A 15,164-nucleotide genomic window follows, 5' to 3' on the forward strand; every position below is an offset into this window, starting at 1 on the left:
GTTTCGCTCACGGATTCAGTGACTGGCTGCGCCCCGGTGCTCCTAAAGCTGGGAGGCTTCAGACGTCATGGCCACCCTGCTGCTCGGGAGCATCGTCTCAGCCGAGCCTGCGCACTGTCAGTCGCAGCCAGCGAAGGCGGGAAGTGCGACGCCTGGACGGCTGGCAGGCATGGCGATTCTCACGTTGCCTGCCAGCCGTCCAGGGAGACCTCCGATCCGTTGTTCAAGTAGTGGTGGAGAGCGCTGGCTGTGGTGTCGACGAACGCGTCGGGGATGGCGTTGGCGTCGACCCAGCGGACTTGGGAGTGCTTGCGGGGTTCGCGGTTTTCGGGTTCGCCGGTCCATTCGTGGGCGGCGAAGACGATCGTGAGGAATCCGTTGGGGGCTTCGACGCCCCAGGCGCCGTGGATGATGTGGGCGACCTTGAGGGACTCGGGCTTCACGATGAGGCCCGTCTCCTCGTAGAGCTCGCGGACCGCGGTCTCCGTGATGGGCTCGCCCGGTTCGCTCTTCCCGACGGGGAGGTCCCACATCCCCTGTGCGAACTTGGCGTTCTGGCTTCGTTGGAGGAGGACGACGCGGTTGGTGGCCTTGTCGTGGACGATGACGGCCGCGACGAGCAGGGTCATCGATTCGAGCGCCGGCTTGAGGGCTTGGGAGCGGTCGTCGGTCTGCTGGGCCACGGTGTTCCCTTCGTCGGACGGGTTGTTGGGCATGTTAGGCGAGGGCCTCGCGAGCGCGGCGGGCGAGATCGGCGGCACCGGGAACGCGGCGGCGCTGGTAGACCGCGAGCGTGGAGCGGATCGAAGTGATCGCCTTACGGGTGCGGTCGGAGGTCATGCCCTCCATGAGGACCAGGGCCTGGGTCCAGGCGGCGACAGCCTCGTCAGCGCGGGCCTGGGCGGCGAGGCTGTCGCCGAGGTCGGCGTGGGTGAGGGCGTGGACGCGCTTGTACTTCTCGGGGTCCCAGCGGGTGAGGGCGTCGCGATGCTGCTGTTCGGTGCCGATGTGGTCGGCGAGGTCGGTCAGGGTGCGGGCGGTGTGGCTGGCCACGGTGCCGGCGGCGGGGCCGCTGACGCGGGAGTAGGTGGGCTGGGGGCCGTCGTCCCGGAGGAGGGCGTCTTCGGCTGCGAGGAGGGCACGTGCGGCCGATGGGCTCGCGTCCGTGGCGGCGTAGGCGCGGGCGTGGGTGATGTGGAGGAGGGCCTCGGTCTGGCCGTCGACGTGGCCGAGGCCGCGTCGCAGGGCGCCTTCGACGAGGTCGACGCAGTGGTGGGGCTGCTTGAGGCTCAGGGCCTGGTGGGCGAGGGCGCGCATCATCCAGGCGGCGTGGCCGTGGGGGTCGGCTTCGCAGGCGAGTTGATAGCCGACCTGGTAATAGCGCTGGGCGGCGCCTTCGTGGCCCAGGTCGTGGTGCTTCCATCCGGCGAGGTAGGCGAGTTCGGCGACGGCGCCGAAGGCGGCATGACGTAACGGTTCCGAGGGGAAGCGTCCCCGGAGCATTGGGGCGGCGGTGTCGGCGAGGTACGTGGTGACGGTGGTCAGTCCGTGACCACCGCCGAGTCGTTCGTCGGCGGCGCTGAAGGCCGCGGTGATCTGGCGTACGACGTCGATGTCCTCGGCTCCGACGAGGGAGCGGCCCGTGCGGGCGCGGAGCATCCGGGAGGTGGCTTCGTGGTCGTGGAGCAGCGGCATGGCGACGCCGGCCGTGGTGAAGGCTGCGATGGCGAGGAAGCGGCGGCGTTCGACGTCGGCACGGCCGAGGTCGGTGACTGCCTCGACCGGGTCGCCGTTCGAGGTGGCTTCGGCGTCGCCAGAGTGGAGGCCGAGCTGGGTCGGGGTGACGACGAGGCCCAGGCGGCGGGAGAGGGCTTCGGCAAGGTACTGGCCGGCCTGGCCCGAGGGTGTGCGGGTGCCGTTGGCCCAGTGGGAGATCGCGGACTTGTTGGTCTGGAGGAGTTCACCGTTCTCGGCGGCGATGCGGCGGACGTCCTTGGCGAGGGCTTCGTACGTGCATCCGGCTGCGTGGATCGTCTCGCGCAGGCGGGAGTTGGGGTCGGTCGACGCTGGCACGTTCCTCCGTCCCGGAGCTGTAAACCGCGTATACCGCTTGGACTCGGTCACACCGTACCCACTCTGCGTAGCGGGCGGTTCACTTATCGACAGCCGCCCCACTCTCGGGCCGGGCGGCCCCTAAGTTCCGTACGCCCCCTGCCGGGCTCGGGCATTCCTATGCCCTGGCCCGGACGATCAGAGACGGAGACACGGTGACCACCATCGACACCGCGACCATCACGGTCGAGCTGCCCGACGCCTTCGACCCGCGCTGGAGCCGCCTGCCCGGCGTCCAGGTCGACGGCCGACGCATCACCATCGACCCGGCCGAGTACTTCTTCCGCTTCGAGTCCAACACCTGGCTCGTCGCCGACTGGGAGCTGGTCAAGGCCCAGCTCCTGGACGTGGACGAGACGACCGAGAGCGCGGTCGAGCAGCTCGCGCTCGACTTCATCAAGAACCACGGCGAGTCCACCTCCGACGCCGCCCGCGTCCTGATCACCGCGCACGAGGTGTACGCGTACCTCTTCCGCGACGAGCACCTCGCCGGCCTCGGTCTGCCGCAGATCACCGCCGACCACCTGAGGATGCTCCGCGAGGCCGCCACCCTCATGGCGCTCAACAAGGTCGAGCTGGACGGGCACATCTCCAACGTCGGCCCGTGCTGGTTCTTCCCCGCCGCCACCTCCGTCGTCTTCGACCTGGAAGACGCGATGGGCGGGATGCTCGACGAGGTCTACCACGGTGGCTGGTTCAACGAGCACCGACGCATCGAGTCCATCAAGGCCCACGCCGCCCTCGGCGGCCGGCTCGTGCACGGCTGCCAGTCCGTGCCGGACCAGACCGGTGGTGTCGTCGCGCCCTACGGTGCCTCGATGGCCAACTTCCGTGACGACCTCGCCGCGTTCAAGGCGAGCTGGATCGAACAGGTCTACGCCCACCGCGTGACCGCGGCCGAGTAGCCCCCACCCCTCTACGGCTTCGGGGCGGGCCGGCACGCTCGCCCGCCCCGGAGCCCACCAGCCCCTGGAGACACCCCCATGGACCAGAGCCTGACCGCCGCCCTGCTGGACGACCTGTGTGCCCTCATCCGCAAGCCCCTCCCCGAACGCGCGGAGATCCGCGTCTGGGGCATGTCCGGCGTCGAGCGCGTCACCTTCCCCGACGGCACCACGGCCGTCTTCAAGTACGCCAAAGAGCCCTTCGACCGCGAGGCCCAAGCCCTGCGGATCGCCCACCAGCGCGGGCTGCCGGTCCCCGAGCTTCATGCCACCGCCATGCAGGACAAGTGGCTCGGGATGCTCATGGACGACCTCGGCACACCGGTACGGGACGCCGACGACCTCGACGGCGTAGCCGCCGCCGTGATGCTCCACGCCGCCCGCCCGGCCAGCGGTCTGCCCTTCCTCGACGGCGCGGGCCTCGCGGCCCTGCCCGGCCGGGCCCTCGACCACCTCCAGCGGCTGCGGAAGGCCGGCCGGTGGACGGACTGCGACGACATCGAGACCGCTCTGCGGAAGATCTCCGCAGCGGCTGAGGCCCGTGCTCAGGGGGCGACGCTCGACCCGTTCGGCTGGGTGCACTCCGAGTTCCACCCCACGAGCGTCCACATCGGGGAGGATCGCCGGCACCTCCTCGACTTCGCCCGCGCCTTCACCGGCCCCGGCCTGATCGACCTCGCCTCGTACCACGGCACCACCGACACCCCGGACCCCGTCCAGCTGAGGGTGTTCCTGGAGCAGTACGTCGCCGCCGGAGGGCACGAGGACGCCCTCGCCGCCCGGGGCGGCCTGACCGCCGAGGCATGGGCCCTGGGTTGGCACCGCATGTGGGCCGTCGAGTGGTTCATGGAGCAGGCGATCCGCTGGATCAACGACCCGACCAGGGACTTCGCGTACATCCCCGTCGTCCGCCGCCACCTGAACGACGTGGTCCAACTCCTGGAGGTCTAGGTGCTCGCCCAGGTCTCCCCCTGGTACGCCCACGCCGCCCAGCGTCTCGCCACCGCACCGGCCCACGCCCTCACTCCTCCGGCACGGATGGAGTGGAGCACCCACCCCGGCCTGGGCCCCGGCGCGGAGATCCTCAGCCGGGACCTGCGCGGCAAGCGCATCCTGGAGCTGGGCTGCGGCCCCGGCCACAACGTCGCCCACCTCGCCCAGCACCACCAGGCCCGCGTCACCGGAGTCGACCTGGTCGGCCTCCAGGTACGGCGAGCACGCTCCCACTATGGCCACATCGACGGCGCCACCTTCTCCGCCGGCCACGCACTGCACCACCTCCAAGCCAACGGCCAGACCTTCGACGCGATCTACTCGGTCTTCGGCGCCGTCGGCCTGGCTGCTCCGGAGCTTCTGCTCGTCGCGATCTCCCGCCACCTCGTGCCCGGCGGCGTACTGGCCTTCTCCGTACCCCACCCGGCACGGGCTGGAAGACATCCTTCGACGGACGACCGTCCCCGCGAGGACTACGTCACCATGCCCGACCGCACCCGGCTGCCCATCGCCCGCTGGGAGTTCGACGCCCGCCGCTGGGCCGCCCATCTCTCCCGGACCGGCCTGCGGATCACCTCGGCCATCGAGCTGCGGCACCCGCGTCTCGACCCGTGGCCCACCACCCTCCTGATCACCGCCCGGAAACGCTGACCGACGGAGGCAACGATGCCATTGCCCTACCTCCTGCTCGACATCGACGGCGTCCTCATACCGTTCCCGGCGTCCGACGGCAGCACCCCACCCACCCACGTCCGCCACACCGTCCTGCCCGCGGGCCGCGACCCCGACAACCCGGTACCGATCTGGCTCAACCCCGCCCACGGCCCGTTGCTCGCCGGCTTCCTGACCAGCGGCCTCGTCGCCCCCGTGTGGTGCACGAGCTGGCGCAAGGACGCCACCACCATCGTCGGGCCGCTCCTCGGGCTGCCGGAGTTCCCGTACCTCGATCTCCCCCGCCCCGAGATCACCACCAGCCACCCCAACGGCTACCTCTGGAAGCGCGACCACGTCGAACCGTGGCTCGGCGGGTCGGCGGTCGCCTGGGTCGACGACGACTTCACCGACCTCGATCACGCCTGGGCGGCGGAGCGGACCGCCAAGGGAACGCCGACTCTCCTCGTTCAGCCCGACTCACACCACGGGCTGCAACCCGGGCATCTGGCCGAGCTCACGACGTGGGTCTCGCAGTTGCCCGCAGCCCGCGCCGCCTGACGGCTGATGTCCTCGCTGCCACGAGCAGTGCGGGCATCAACGCATGCAGTTTTGTGGCTGGCAAGCAGCCGACCGAAGAGCCGGCCGGACGCCCCCGCCACGAGCCGTGGCGGGGGGATCGGGCCGTGGCGTCAGCGGTGTGCGGACCGCAAAGGCCGCCCGACCCGCTCCACCGCAGGTCGGACGGCCTTTCGCCGGACGTGTCAGACGTTGAAGCGGAACTCGACCACGTCGCCGTCCTGCATGACGTAGTCCTTGCCCTCCATGCGGGCCTTGCCCTTCGCGCGGGCTTCCGCGACCGAGCCGCAGTCGACCAGGTCCGCGAAGGAGATGACCTCGGCCTTGATGAAGCCGCGCTGGAAGTCGGTGTGGATGACACCGGCCGCCTCGGGGGCCGTGGCGCCCTGCTTGATCGTCCAGGCGCGGGTTTCCTTCGGGCCGGCCGTCAGGTAGGTCTGGAGGCCCAGGGTGGCGAAGCCGACGCGGCCGAGGGTGGCCAGGCCCGGCTCGTCCTGGCCGACCGACTGGAGGAGCTCCAGGGCTTCCTCGTCGTCCAGCTCGGCGAGGTCCGCCTCCAGCTTGGCGTTGAGGAAGATGGCCTCCGCCGGGGCGACCAGCGCGGACTGCTCGGCCTTGAAGGCGTCGTCCGTCAGCTCGTCCTCGTCCACGTTGAAGACGTAGAGGAACGGCTTGGTGGTGAGCAGGTGCAGCTCGTGCAGGAGGTCGCCCTGCTCGGTGCCCTTGGTGATGCCCTGGGAGAAGAGGGTGTCGCCGTTCTCCAGGATCTTCTGGGCCTTCTCGGTCGCCGCCAGGACCGCGACCTTGTCCTTCTGGAGGCGGGACTCCTTCGTCAGGCGGGGGATCGCCTTCTCGATGGACTGGAGGTCGGCGAGGATCAGCTCGGTGTTGATCGTCTCGATGTCGTCCTTGGGCGAGACCTTGCCGTCGACGTGGACGACGTTCTCGTCCTTGAAGGCGCGGATGACCTGGCAGATCGCGTCGGACTCGCGGATGTTCGCGAGGAACTTGTTGCCCAGGCCCTCGCCCTCCGAGGCGCCGCGCACGATGCCGGCGATGTCGACGAAGTCGACCGTGGCCGGGAGGACGCGCTGCGAGCCGAAGATCCCGGCCAGGACGGCGAGGCGCTGGTCCGGGACGCCGACGACGCCGATGTTCGGCTCGATGGTGGCGAACGGGTAGTTGGCCGCCAGTACGTCGTTCTTGGTCAGGGCGTTGAACAGGGTCGACTTGCCGACATTCGGCAGGCCGACGATTCCGATCGTGAGCGACACGTTGGCGACTTCCCGTAGCTGAGTGGGGGCGGCGGCCCGGAGTGGGCCGTCGGACAGTTTACTTTCCTATGAGCGCGCACGTGGTTGTACGCGTGTCCGGGCGGGCTGGACGGGGGGTCGCGCCTAGGTTGGTGGGGTGGAGCGATACAGGACGCGTTCGGTACGTCACCCCCAGGTGCCCGCACAGGCGGCGCGCCGCCCCCGGCCCCCCGCCCCGGCCCCCGCCCGGCGGATGCCGCGGCCGCGGCTGACCGGGCTCGGCGGCGGGCTGTTCGCCTGCGTGGCGATGCTGCTGGTCGCCGGGATCGCCTGGCTGCTGTTCGACTCCTCGCTGTTCGTGTACGGGCTGCTGTTCCTGCCCGTGGCCGCCGCGACCGCCCTGTGGGTGCGCCCGGCGGACCTGATCACCGCGCCGGTGTGCGTGCCGATCGCCTTCGCCGCCGGAGTGTGGCCCGTGTCGGGCGGCTCCGGCGGCTTCGGCGGGGAGCTCATGGGGGTGGTGTCGGCGCTGTCCCTGCACGCCGGGTGGCTGTACGCGGGGACGCTCGTCGCGGGCCTGATCGCGCTGGCCCGCCGCGCCGCGCTGAGCGGGCGGCGCAGGGCGGCCGCGGCCCGGCGCGGGAGCAGCAGCGCCGCCTACTGACCCCTACCGCGTCAGCCCGTCCCGCGCCGCCATCGCCGCTCCCACGATGCCGGCGTTGTTCTGGAGCTTCGCGGGGACGATCTCGGCGCGGACGTTCTCGATGAGGGGGAGGAACTTCTCCGGTTTGCGGCTGACGCCGCCGCCGAGGATGAACAGGTCCGGGGAGAACAGCATCTCCACGTGCACCAGGTACTTCTCCAGCCGGCGGGCCCAGCGCTCCCAGCTGAGGTCCCCGTCCTCCTTGGCCTTGACCGAGGCCCGGGTCTCGGCGTCGTGGCCCTTGAGCTCCAGGTGGCCCAGCTCGGTGTTCGGCACGAGCCGGCCGTCGCGGAAGAGGGCGCTGCCGATGCCCGTGCCCAGGGTGAGGAGGAGGACCGTGCCCGGCACCCCGCGCCCCGCCCCGTAGGTCATCTCCGCGACGCCCGCCGCGTCGGCGTCGTTGAGGACGGTGACCGGGCGGCCGCCGAGCCGTTCGGAGAACAGGGACGCCGCGTCCAGGCCGATCCAGGCCTTGTCGACGTTGGCGGCCGTCCGGGTCACGCCGTGGGTGACCACTCCGGGGAAGGTGACGCCGATCGGCCCGTCCCAGGAGAAGTTCCGGACGACCTCGGCGACGCCTCCGGCCACCCCCTCGGGGGTGGCCGGATGTGGTGTCAGTACCTTGTGGCGCTCCTGCGCCGGCTCGCCGCGGTCCAGGTCCACGGGCGCGCCCTTGATCCCCGTACCGCCGATGTCCACTCCGAAGATCTGCATGGACTCACGGTACGAACGCACCGCCGCGCGGGCTACTCGTCGGAGCCCGCGGCCATCAGTTCGGCCGCCTCGGTGCGCAGGTCGCGGCGCAGTTCCTTGGGCAGCGAGAAGGTGATCGACTCCTCGGCGGTCTTGACGATCTCCACGTCGGCGAAGCCGCGCTCCGCCAGCCATTCCAGGACCTCCTCGACCAGGACCTCCGGCACGGAGGCGCCCGAGGTCAGGCCGACCGTGGTGACGCCCTCCAGCCAGGCCTCGTCGATCTCGCTGGCGAAGTCGACCAGGTGTGCGGCGCGGGCGCCGGCGTCGAGGGCGACCTCGACGAGGCGGATGGAGTTCGAGGAGTTCTTCGAGCCGACGACAACAACCAGGTCGGCGTCGGCGCCCATGGCCTTGACGGCGGCCTGGCGGTTCGAGGTGGCGTAGCAGATGTCGTCGCTGGGCGGGGAGACGAGCAGCGGGAACTTCGTCTTCAGCGCGTCGACCGTCTCCATCGTCTCGTCGACGGAGAGGGTGGTCTGGGAGAGCCAGACGACCTTGGACTCGTCGCGGACCTCGACCTTGGCCACGTCGTCGGGGCCGTCGACGATCGTGATGTGGTCCGGGGCCTCGCCGGAGGTGCCGATGACCTCCTCGTGGCCCTCGTGGCCGATGAGGAGGATGTCGAAGTCCTCGTTGGCGTACCGGATCGCTTCCTTGTGGACCTTGGTGACCAGCGGGCAGGTCGCGTCGATCGTCGCGAGCCGGCCGCGCGCCGCCTCCTCGTGCACCACGGGCGCCACGCCGTGCGCGGAGAACATGACGATGTTGCCCGGCGGGACCTCCTCCGTCTTCTCGACGAAGACGGCGCCCTTCTTCTGCAGCGTCTGGACGACGTACTTGTTGTGCACGATCTCGTGGCGGACGTAGACCGGGGCGCCGTACTGCTCGAGGGCCTTCTCGACGGCGATCACGGCGCGGTCCACGCCCGCGCAGTAACCGCGCGGGGCGGCGAGCAGGACGCGGCGGGAAGCGGGTGCGGGGGCAGTCATACGCTCCATCGTACGGGGGGCTCCAGGAGGCCGGACGTCCCCCGTCCGGCAGAGACTGGGTCGAACGTCCGTCCCCACGACCCCCCGGAGGAACGATGGCAGCCGCTGTGGATCCCGGTACGGCCGCGCCCCCGGCGCTGCGCCGGAGCCTGGGCTTCCGCGACCTGGTGGTGTACGGGCTGCTCTTCATCGCGCCCATGGCCCCGGTGGGGGTGTTCGGCACCCTGGACGCGAAGTCGCACGGGGCCGTCGCGCTCGTCTACCTCGCCGCGACCGTCGCGATGGGCTTCACGGCGTTCTCGTACGCCCAGATGGTGCGGGTGGCACCGCAGGCGGGGTCGGTCTTCACCTATGCCCGCAAGGGGCTGGGCGAGGGGGCGGGGATGGTCGCGGGGTGGATGGCGCTGCTCGACTACCTGCTGATCCCGGCGGTGGCGTACCTGTTCTCGGGGATCGCGATGAACGCGCTGGTGCCGCAGGTCTCGCGGTGGGCGTGGACGGCGCTGGCGGTGGCCGTGACGACCCTGCTGAACCTGTGGGGGGTGCGGGTGGCGGCGCGGGTGGGCTTCGCGGTGCTGGCGATGGAGATCGTGGTGCTGCTGGTCTTCCTGGTGTCGGCGGTGGCGGTGCTGGCGCGGGACGGGGCGCGGCGCGGCTGGCTGTCGCCGCTGGCCGGCGACGGCTCGCTGGACTTCTCGACGGCGGCCGTGGTGGGGGCGGTGTCGGTGGCGGTGCTGTCGTACCTGGGGTTCGACGCCATCGTCTCCTTCGCGGAGGAGGTGGCGGGGGGCGGTGCGCGGGTGGCCCGGGCGGTGCTGTTCTGTCTGGCGCTGACCGGGGTGCTGTTCGTCGCGCAGACCTATCTGGCGGCGCTGCTGGCCCCGTTCTCGGCGGCGGAGCTGGCGGCGGACCCGGGGTTGCAGGGGCCGGCCTTCTACACGGCGGTGGAGGCCTCGGTCGGGGGCTGGCTGCACGACCTGGTGGCGGTGAGCAAGGCGGTGGGGGCGGCGTTCGCGGCGCTGGCCGGGCAGGCGGCGGCCGGGAGGCTGCTGTTCGCCATGGCCCGGGAGCGGCGGCTGCCGGGGGTGCTCGCCCGTACCCGTGCGGGCACGCCGAGGGCGGCGCTGCTGGTGGCGGCGGGGGTGACGCTGGTGGCGGCGGTGTGGGCGGCACGGCGCGACGACGGGCTCGACCACCTGGTCTCCGTGGTGGACGTGGGGGCGCTGGTGGCGTTCACCCTGCTGCACGCGTCGGTGGTGGGCTGGTTCGTGGTGCGCCGGGCGGAGGGCGCGCCGCGCTGGGGCAGGCACCTGGTGGTTCCGGTGCTGGGTGCGGCGGTGACGGTGGCGGTGATCGTGGAGGCCTCTCCGGCGGCGCAGGCCGTGGGGGTGGTGTGGCTGGCGGTGGGGCTGGGGGTGCTGTTCTTCCAGCGGGGGCGTGCGGGCTCCGACACCCCGCCCGGCGCCTGAGACGCTGTCAGCGTCGGCGGTTAGCCTGCCTGCATGGGTCTGAATACGTCGGCGGAGGCGCCGCTGCCGGTCGGTCAGGTGTCCCGGCTCATCGGGGGCTGGATCGACCGGCTGGGCCAGGTGTGGGTGGAGGGGCAGATCACGCAGCTGTCCCGGCGGCCGGGGGCGGGGGTGGTGTTCCTGACGCTGCGCGACCCGTCGCACGACATCTCGGTCAGCGTCACCTGCTTCCGGCAGGTCTTCGACGAGGTCGCGGACGTGGTCGCGGAGGGTGCGCGGGTCGTCGTCCTGGCGAAGCCGGAGTGGTACGCCCCGCGCGGTCAGCTGTCCCTGCGGGTCACGGAGATACGGCCCGTCGGCATCGGGGAGCTGCTGGCGCGCCTGGAGCGGCTCAAGCGGTCGCTGGCCTCGGAGGGGCTGTTCGCGCTGGAGCGCAAGAAGCCGCTTCCGTTCCTGCCGCAGCTGATCGGCCTGGTGGTGGGGCGGGCCTCGGCGGCCGAGCGGGACGTGCTGGAGAACGCCCGGCGGCGCTGGCCGGCGGTGCGCTTCGAGGTGCGCAACGTGGCCGTGCAGGGGGTGCACGCGGTGCCGCAGGTGGTGCGGGCGGTCAAGGAGCTGGACGCCCTGGACGAGGTCGACGTGATCATCGTGGCGCGGGGCGGGGGCAGCGTGGAGGACCTGCTGCCGTTCTCCGACGAGGAGGTCGTGCGGACGGTCGCGGCGGCCCGAACGCCGGTGGTCTCGGCGATCGGGCACGAGCCGGACTCCCCGCTGCTGGACCTGGTGGCGGACCTGCGGGCCTCGACGCCGACGGACGCGGCGAAGAAGGTCGTCCCGGACGTCGGCGAGGAGCTGGAGCGGGTGCGCCAGCTCCAGGGGCGGGGTCTGCGGGCGCTGCGGGGGCTGCTGGAGCGGGAGGAGCGGGGGCTGGCGCACGCGCTCGCGCGGCCGGTGTTCGTGCATCCGCAGCGGATGGTGGAGACCCGGGAGGACGAGCTGGAGGCCCTGCTGGCCCGCAGCCGGCGCACGCTGGGGCACCTGCTGGACCGGGCGGAGTCGGAGCTGGAGCACACGCGCGCCCGGGTGGTGGCGCTGTCGCCGGCGGCCACGATGGAGCGCGGGTACGCGGTGCTCCAGCGGGCGGACGGGCACGTGGTGCGGGCTCCCGGGGAGGTCGCGCCGGGCGAGGAGCTGCGGGCGCGGGTGGCGGAGGGCGAGTTCGCGGTGACCGTGCTGGAGGCCCGCTCGGGAACCGGTACGGACGGACACGTTCCGGCAACAAAGTCGCTGTAACACACATCTACGATGGGACACGGGAATGTCTGAGACCGATACCGCGCTGGGCTACGAGCAGGCCCGCGACGAACTCGTCGAGGTCGTCCGCAGGCTGGAGGCCGGCGGCACCTCGCTGGAGGAGTCGCTCGCGCTCTGGGAGCGCGGCGAGGAGCTGGCTCAGGTCTGCCGCCACTGGCTGGAGGGCGCCCGCGCCCGGCTGGACTCGGCGCTGGCCGCCCGGGAGGCGGCGGACGCGGCCGGCGGGGACGGCCGCGAGGAGTGATCCGGGTCACCAGCACCGGCAAGTAGTTGAAATTTCATCTACTTCTGTCCTAAGGTCGGGGTACCGCTTCACCTCCGTACAGAAGAAGGCTTACCGATGTCTCTCGTGCTCGACGCCGCTGCTCAGGACCTGCTGTTCCGCGAGGCCCGCACCGCCAACTCGTTCTCCGACGAGCCGGTGACCGACGAGCAGGTCCAGGCCATCTACGACCTGGTGAAGTACGGCCCGACCGCCTTCAACGCGACCCCGCTGCGCGTGACCCTGGTCCGCTCCGCCGAGGCCCGCGAGCGCCTGGTGAACCTGATGTCGGACGGCAACAAGGCCAAGACCGCCGCCGCCCCGCTGGTCGCGATCCTCTCCGCGGACAACGAGTTCCACGAGGAGTTCGACACCCTCCTGCCGCACTACCCGCAGGTCAAGGGCTTCTTCACCGAGCGTCCGAACCGCGAGCGCTTCGCCGGCATGAACGCCGCGCTGCAGGCCGCCTACTTCATCGTGGGCGTGCGCGCCGCCGGCCTGGCCGCCGGCCCGATGACCGGTGCCGACTTCGAGGGCATCAACAAGGAGTTCCTCGACGGCGACCACTCCGCCCTGATGGTCGTCAACATCGGCAAGCCGGGCGAGGACGCCTTCCACCCCCGCTCCCCGCGCCTGTCCTACGACGAGGTCATCACCACCGTCTGAGCCCCGGCCCGACGGCAACGCGCAGAAGGCCGCCCTCCCCGGTTCCCCGGGGAGGGCGGCCTTCTCGCGTCGTCCGGCACGGCTGCGCGGCGCCCGCCGGCCCCGGCCCGAAGGGGCTCGCCGGCCCCGGCACGAAGGGGCTCGCCGCCCCGCCGCGCGAAGGGCCCCGGCGGCCCCGACGGCCTACTGCCCCTGCTTGAACTCCAGCGCCGCCGCCATCGCGCCCAGCCGCTCGAAGGAGGCCGTTCCGGTGACCACCGTGACGTGGCCCTGCTCCTGGCGCACCAGCGCGTCGTACTTCTCGCCGTCCCAGCGTTCCCACGCCCGGTCGCCGACCTGCTGGGTCTGCCCGGTGGGTGCGGCCTTCTGGGTGAGCTTGTCCAGGTTCTTCTTCGAGGCGTCCGTGGACTGCTCGATCGCCACGTACTGCTGGTCCGGGTCCAGGAAGCCCAGGTGCCAGGCGTTGGCGTTCTTGCGCTCGAACGTCACCGACGTCGCCCGCCACTGCTCCGGGAGGCCCACCGGGGCCGCCACCGGGTACGGGGCCGCGCGCCGGGCCGTGAGGGTCTCCACCCGGTAGTCGACCGTGCGCGTCGGGTCGGCTTTGTCGTCGTGCGGGACGAAGATGTAGATCCCCGCCACCACGACACCGATCAACGCCAGCGACCGGACCATGTCCCAGACCGTCTGCTTGCCTTTCATACCTGCCACCCCACCATCGTCCCGCATGGCCGACGGCGATCACCGCCGGGGTCGGCGCGGCGGCCCGGGCGGGCGGCGCGCGAGGGGCGCGGCGCGTCCGCTCAGCCGGACGCGCTGACCGATAATCCGCTCATAAGTGACCCGCTCTGCTCAATATGTCGACGAACCGATAGAGTTTCAGCACCCTCACACTCCCGGCCGTCGTCGTACAGAAAGGTGCGCTCCGATGACCGAGCACAACCTGCCGCCCCAGCTCGAAGTAGCCCCCGACTCGCCCGACCGCAACCTCGCACTCGAACTCGTACGGGTCACCGAGGCTGCGGCGCTCGCCGCGGGCCGGTGGGTCGGCCGTGGCGACAAGATCGGCGCCGACGGCGCCGCGGTCAATGCGATGCGGACCCTGATCTCCACCGTCTCGATGAACGGCGTCGTCGTCATCGGCGAGGGGGAGAAGGACGAAGCCCCGATGCTCTTCAACGGCGAGCACGTCGGTGACGGCACCGGCGCCGAGGTCGACATCGCCGTGGACCCGATCGACGGGACCACCCTCAACGCCAAGGGCATGCCGAACGCCATCGCCGTCCTGGCGGCCGCCGACCGCGGCACGATGTTCGACCCGTCCGCCGTGTTCTACATGGACAAGCTCGTCACCGGCCCCGAGGCCGCCGACTTCGTCGACATCAACGCCCCGGTCTCGGTCAACATCCGCCGGGTCGCCAAGGCCAAGAGCATCGCCCCCGAGGACGTCACGGTCGTCATCCTGGACCGCCCCCGCCACGAGGGCATCGTCAAGGAGATCCGCGAGACCGGCGCCCGGATCAAGTTCATCTCCGACGGCGACGTCGCCGGCTCGGTCATGGCGGTGCGCGAGGGCACCGGCGTGGACCTGCTCATGGGCATCGGCGGCACCCCCGAGGGCATCATCTCGGCCTGCGCCATAAAGTGCCTCGGCGGCACCATCCAGGGCAAGCTCTGGCCCAAGGACGAGGCCGAGCGCCAGAAGGCCATCGACGCGGGCCACGACCTCGACCGCGTCCTGACCACCAACGACCTGGTCTCCGGCGAGAACGTTTTCTTCGTCGCGACCGGCATCACGGACGGCGAGCTGCTGCGCGGCGTCCACTACCGCTCGGAGACCGCGACCACGTCCTCGCTGGTCATGCGCTCGAAGTCGGGCACGATCCGGCAGATCGACTCCACGCACCGCCTGTCGAAGCTGCGCGCCTACAGCGGCATCTCCCTGGGCCGCGCCCAGTAGGAGGACCCGCGGCCGGCGACGGCACGCCCGAGGGGCGGTCCCTGTGCGGGGGACCGCCCCTCAGTCGTCTCCGGTACGGGCCGGCCCGCCAGGGGTCAGCCCGCCGCGGCGACCGGCCCGGGCGCGCCGGGCAGCAGCTCGGCGGCGCGGCGCCTCCTGCGGCCCAGCACCACCCGCCGCTCGGCGGCGGTGAGACCGCCCCAGACGCCGTACGGCTCGGGCTGGAGCAGGGCGTGCTCCCGGCAGGCGACCATCACGGGACAGCGGGCGCAGACCCGCTTGGCGGCCTCCTCGCGGGCCAGCCGGGCCGCGGTCGGCTCCTTGGACGGCGCGAAGAAGAGCCCCGCCTCGTCCCTGCGGCACACCGCCTCCGTGTGCCAGGGCCCGTCCTCCTCTTCCCTCGCCGGCACCCGCGGCTTCGGCACGGCGACCGGGCGCGTCTGAAGACTCTGGAGGGCTGCCTGCAGGGACTGATGCGGCGGATGCGGCACGGTCTACTCCTGACGACGTGTA

Annotated in this window: 17 protein-coding genes; 10 read left to right on the plus strand and 7 right to left on the minus strand. The window is 71.6% G+C overall.

All coding sequences use genetic code 11. The features are described 5' to 3' along the window. Positions 1-179: 179 nt before the first annotated feature. Together AB0469_RS29685 and AB0469_RS29690 are read right to left on the minus strand one after the other, a co-directional pair. Complete coding sequence (locus AB0469_RS29685; protein ID WP_366454524.1) at positions 180-716, minus strand: NUDIX domain-containing protein; 537 nt, start codon at positions 714-716, stop codon at positions 180-182. Between the two features lies 1 nt (position 717). After that, positions 718-2,073, minus strand: a complete 1,356-nt coding sequence (locus AB0469_RS29690) for a tetratricopeptide repeat protein (RefSeq protein ID WP_366454525.1) — start codon at positions 2,071-2,073, stop codon at positions 718-720. Positions 2,074-2,267: 194 nt separating this feature from the next. Between AB0469_RS29690 and AB0469_RS29695 the strand changes: the two genes are divergently transcribed. From AB0469_RS29695 to AB0469_RS29710, 4 genes are all read left to right on the plus strand, one after another. After that, positions 2,268-3,017: a hypothetical protein gene (locus AB0469_RS29695; RefSeq protein ID WP_366454526.1), complete on the plus strand. Its 750-nt coding sequence runs from the start codon at positions 2,268-2,270 to the stop codon at positions 3,015-3,017. Positions 3,018-3,095: 78 nt separating this feature from the next. Continuing rightward, positions 3,096-4,007, plus strand: coding sequence for an aminoglycoside phosphotransferase family protein (locus tag AB0469_RS29700; RefSeq protein ID WP_366454527.1), 912 nt, complete (start codon positions 3,096-3,098; stop codon positions 4,005-4,007). Further along, positions 4,008-4,700, plus strand: a complete 693-nt coding sequence (locus AB0469_RS29705; RefSeq protein WP_366454529.1) for a class I SAM-dependent methyltransferase — start codon at positions 4,008-4,010, stop codon at positions 4,698-4,700. It begins immediately after the preceding gene. 15 nt (positions 4,701-4,715) lie between these two features. Next, on the plus strand, positions 4,716-5,261 hold the full coding sequence (locus tag AB0469_RS29710) for an HAD domain-containing protein (RefSeq protein ID WP_366454530.1): 546 nt from the start codon (positions 4,716-4,718) through the stop codon (positions 5,259-5,261). Positions 5,262-5,464: 203 nt separating this feature from the next. Here the strand turns inward: AB0469_RS29710 and ychF are convergent, their stop codons facing one another. After that, the gene (ychF, locus tag AB0469_RS29715) at positions 5,465-6,553 is read right to left on the minus strand and encodes a redox-regulated ATPase YchF (protein WP_366454531.1); all 1,089 of its coding nucleotides are present in this window, start codon (positions 6,551-6,553) and stop codon (positions 5,465-5,467) included. A gap of 136 nt (positions 6,554-6,689) precedes the next feature. On the opposite strand from ychF, the gene AB0469_RS29720 reads away from it, so the two are divergent. Further along, positions 6,690-7,196, plus strand: a complete 507-nt coding sequence (locus tag AB0469_RS29720; protein ID WP_366454532.1) for a DUF6542 domain-containing protein — start codon at positions 6,690-6,692, stop codon at positions 7,194-7,196. A gap of 3 nt (positions 7,197-7,199) precedes the next feature. On the opposite strand, the gene ppgK is transcribed toward AB0469_RS29720, so the two are convergent. Together ppgK and AB0469_RS29730 are read right to left on the minus strand one after the other, a co-directional pair. Then, entirely contained in the window at positions 7,200-7,949 is a 750-nt protein-coding gene (gene ppgK / locus AB0469_RS29725) for a polyphosphate--glucose phosphotransferase (protein WP_366454533.1), read from the minus strand. 32 nt (positions 7,950-7,981) lie between these two features. Continuing rightward, positions 7,982-8,989, minus strand: a complete 1,008-nt coding sequence (locus AB0469_RS29730) for a 4-hydroxy-3-methylbut-2-enyl diphosphate reductase (protein ID WP_366454534.1) — start codon at positions 8,987-8,989, stop codon at positions 7,982-7,984. An 86-nt stretch (positions 8,990-9,075) separates the two neighbouring features. Here AB0469_RS29730 and AB0469_RS29735 point away from each other — a divergent pair, with 86 nt between their 5' ends. The 4 genes from AB0469_RS29735 (at position 9,076) to AB0469_RS29750 (ending at position 12,691) form a co-directional block, all read left to right on the plus strand. Continuing rightward, positions 9,076-10,449: an APC family permease gene (locus AB0469_RS29735; RefSeq protein WP_366454536.1), complete on the plus strand. Its 1,374-nt coding sequence runs from the start codon at positions 9,076-9,078 to the stop codon at positions 10,447-10,449. A gap of 33 nt (positions 10,450-10,482) precedes the next feature. Continuing rightward, complete coding sequence (xseA, locus tag AB0469_RS29740) at positions 10,483-11,742, plus strand: exodeoxyribonuclease VII large subunit (protein ID WP_366454537.1); 1,260 nt, start codon at positions 10,483-10,485, stop codon at positions 11,740-11,742. A 25-nt stretch (positions 11,743-11,767) separates the two neighbouring features. After that, on the plus strand, positions 11,768-12,007 hold the full coding sequence (locus tag AB0469_RS29745) for an exodeoxyribonuclease VII small subunit (protein ID WP_366454538.1): 240 nt from the start codon (positions 11,768-11,770) through the stop codon (positions 12,005-12,007). A gap of 96 nt (positions 12,008-12,103) precedes the next feature. Then, positions 12,104-12,691: a malonic semialdehyde reductase gene (locus AB0469_RS29750; protein ID WP_042815071.1), complete on the plus strand. Its 588-nt coding sequence runs from the start codon at positions 12,104-12,106 to the stop codon at positions 12,689-12,691. 183 nt (positions 12,692-12,874) lie between these two features. Here the strand turns inward: AB0469_RS29750 and AB0469_RS29755 are convergent, their stop codons facing one another. Further along, positions 12,875-13,393 carry a DUF4245 domain-containing protein gene (locus tag AB0469_RS29755; RefSeq protein ID WP_366454610.1) on the minus strand — a complete coding sequence of 173 codons (519 nt, stop codon included), beginning with the start codon at positions 13,391-13,393 and terminating at the stop codon, positions 12,875-12,877. A 226-nt stretch (positions 13,394-13,619) separates the two neighbouring features. On the opposite strand from AB0469_RS29755, the gene glpX reads away from it, so the two are divergent. After that, positions 13,620-14,651 (plus strand): class II fructose-bisphosphatase, encoded by a 1,032-nt coding sequence (glpX, locus tag AB0469_RS29760; protein ID WP_079429574.1) that lies wholly within the window; start codon positions 13,620-13,622, stop codon positions 14,649-14,651. A gap of 95 nt (positions 14,652-14,746) precedes the next feature. Here glpX and AB0469_RS29765 read toward each other — a convergent pair whose 3' ends face one another. Beyond that, complete coding sequence (locus AB0469_RS29765) at positions 14,747-15,118, minus strand: WhiB family transcriptional regulator (protein WP_366454611.1); 372 nt, start codon at positions 15,116-15,118, stop codon at positions 14,747-14,749. Positions 15,119-15,164: the final 46 nt, after the last annotated feature.

Source organism: Streptomyces sp. NPDC093801 (genome assembly GCF_040701585.1).
In the GTDB taxonomy this organism is placed as follows: domain Bacteria; phylum Actinomycetota; class Actinomycetes; order Streptomycetales; family Streptomycetaceae; genus Streptomyces.

Coding starts and splice junctions, on each gene's coding strand:
- AB0469_RS29685 (WP_366454524.1), bottom strand. CDS start 716: ATGCCCAACAACCCGTCCGACGAAGGGAACACCGTGGCCCAGCAGACC.
- AB0469_RS29700 (WP_366454527.1), top strand. CDS start 3,096: ATGGACCAGAGCCTGACCGCCGCCCTGCTGGACGACCTGTGTGCCCTC.
- AB0469_RS29710 (WP_366454530.1), top strand. CDS start 4,716: ATGCCATTGCCCTACCTCCTGCTCGACATCGACGGCGTCCTCATACCG.
- ppgK (WP_366454533.1), bottom strand. CDS start 7,949: ATGCAGATCTTCGGAGTGGACATCGGCGGTACGGGGATCAAGGGCGCG.
- AB0469_RS29730 (WP_366454534.1), bottom strand. CDS start 8,989: ATGGAGCGTATGACTGCCCCCGCACCCGCTTCCCGCCGCGTCCTGCTC.
- AB0469_RS29735 (WP_366454536.1), top strand. CDS start 9,076: ATGGCAGCCGCTGTGGATCCCGGTACGGCCGCGCCCCCGGCGCTGCGC.
- xseA (WP_366454537.1), top strand. CDS start 10,483: ATGGGTCTGAATACGTCGGCGGAGGCGCCGCTGCCGGTCGGTCAGGTG.
- AB0469_RS29745 (WP_366454538.1), top strand. CDS start 11,768: ATGTCTGAGACCGATACCGCGCTGGGCTACGAGCAGGCCCGCGACGAA.
- AB0469_RS29750 (WP_042815071.1), top strand. CDS start 12,104: ATGTCTCTCGTGCTCGACGCCGCTGCTCAGGACCTGCTGTTCCGCGAG.
- AB0469_RS29755 (WP_366454610.1), bottom strand. CDS start 13,393: ATGAAAGGCAAGCAGACGGTCTGGGACATGGTCCGGTCGCTGGCGTTG.
- glpX (WP_079429574.1), top strand. CDS start 13,620: ATGACCGAGCACAACCTGCCGCCCCAGCTCGAAGTAGCCCCCGACTCG.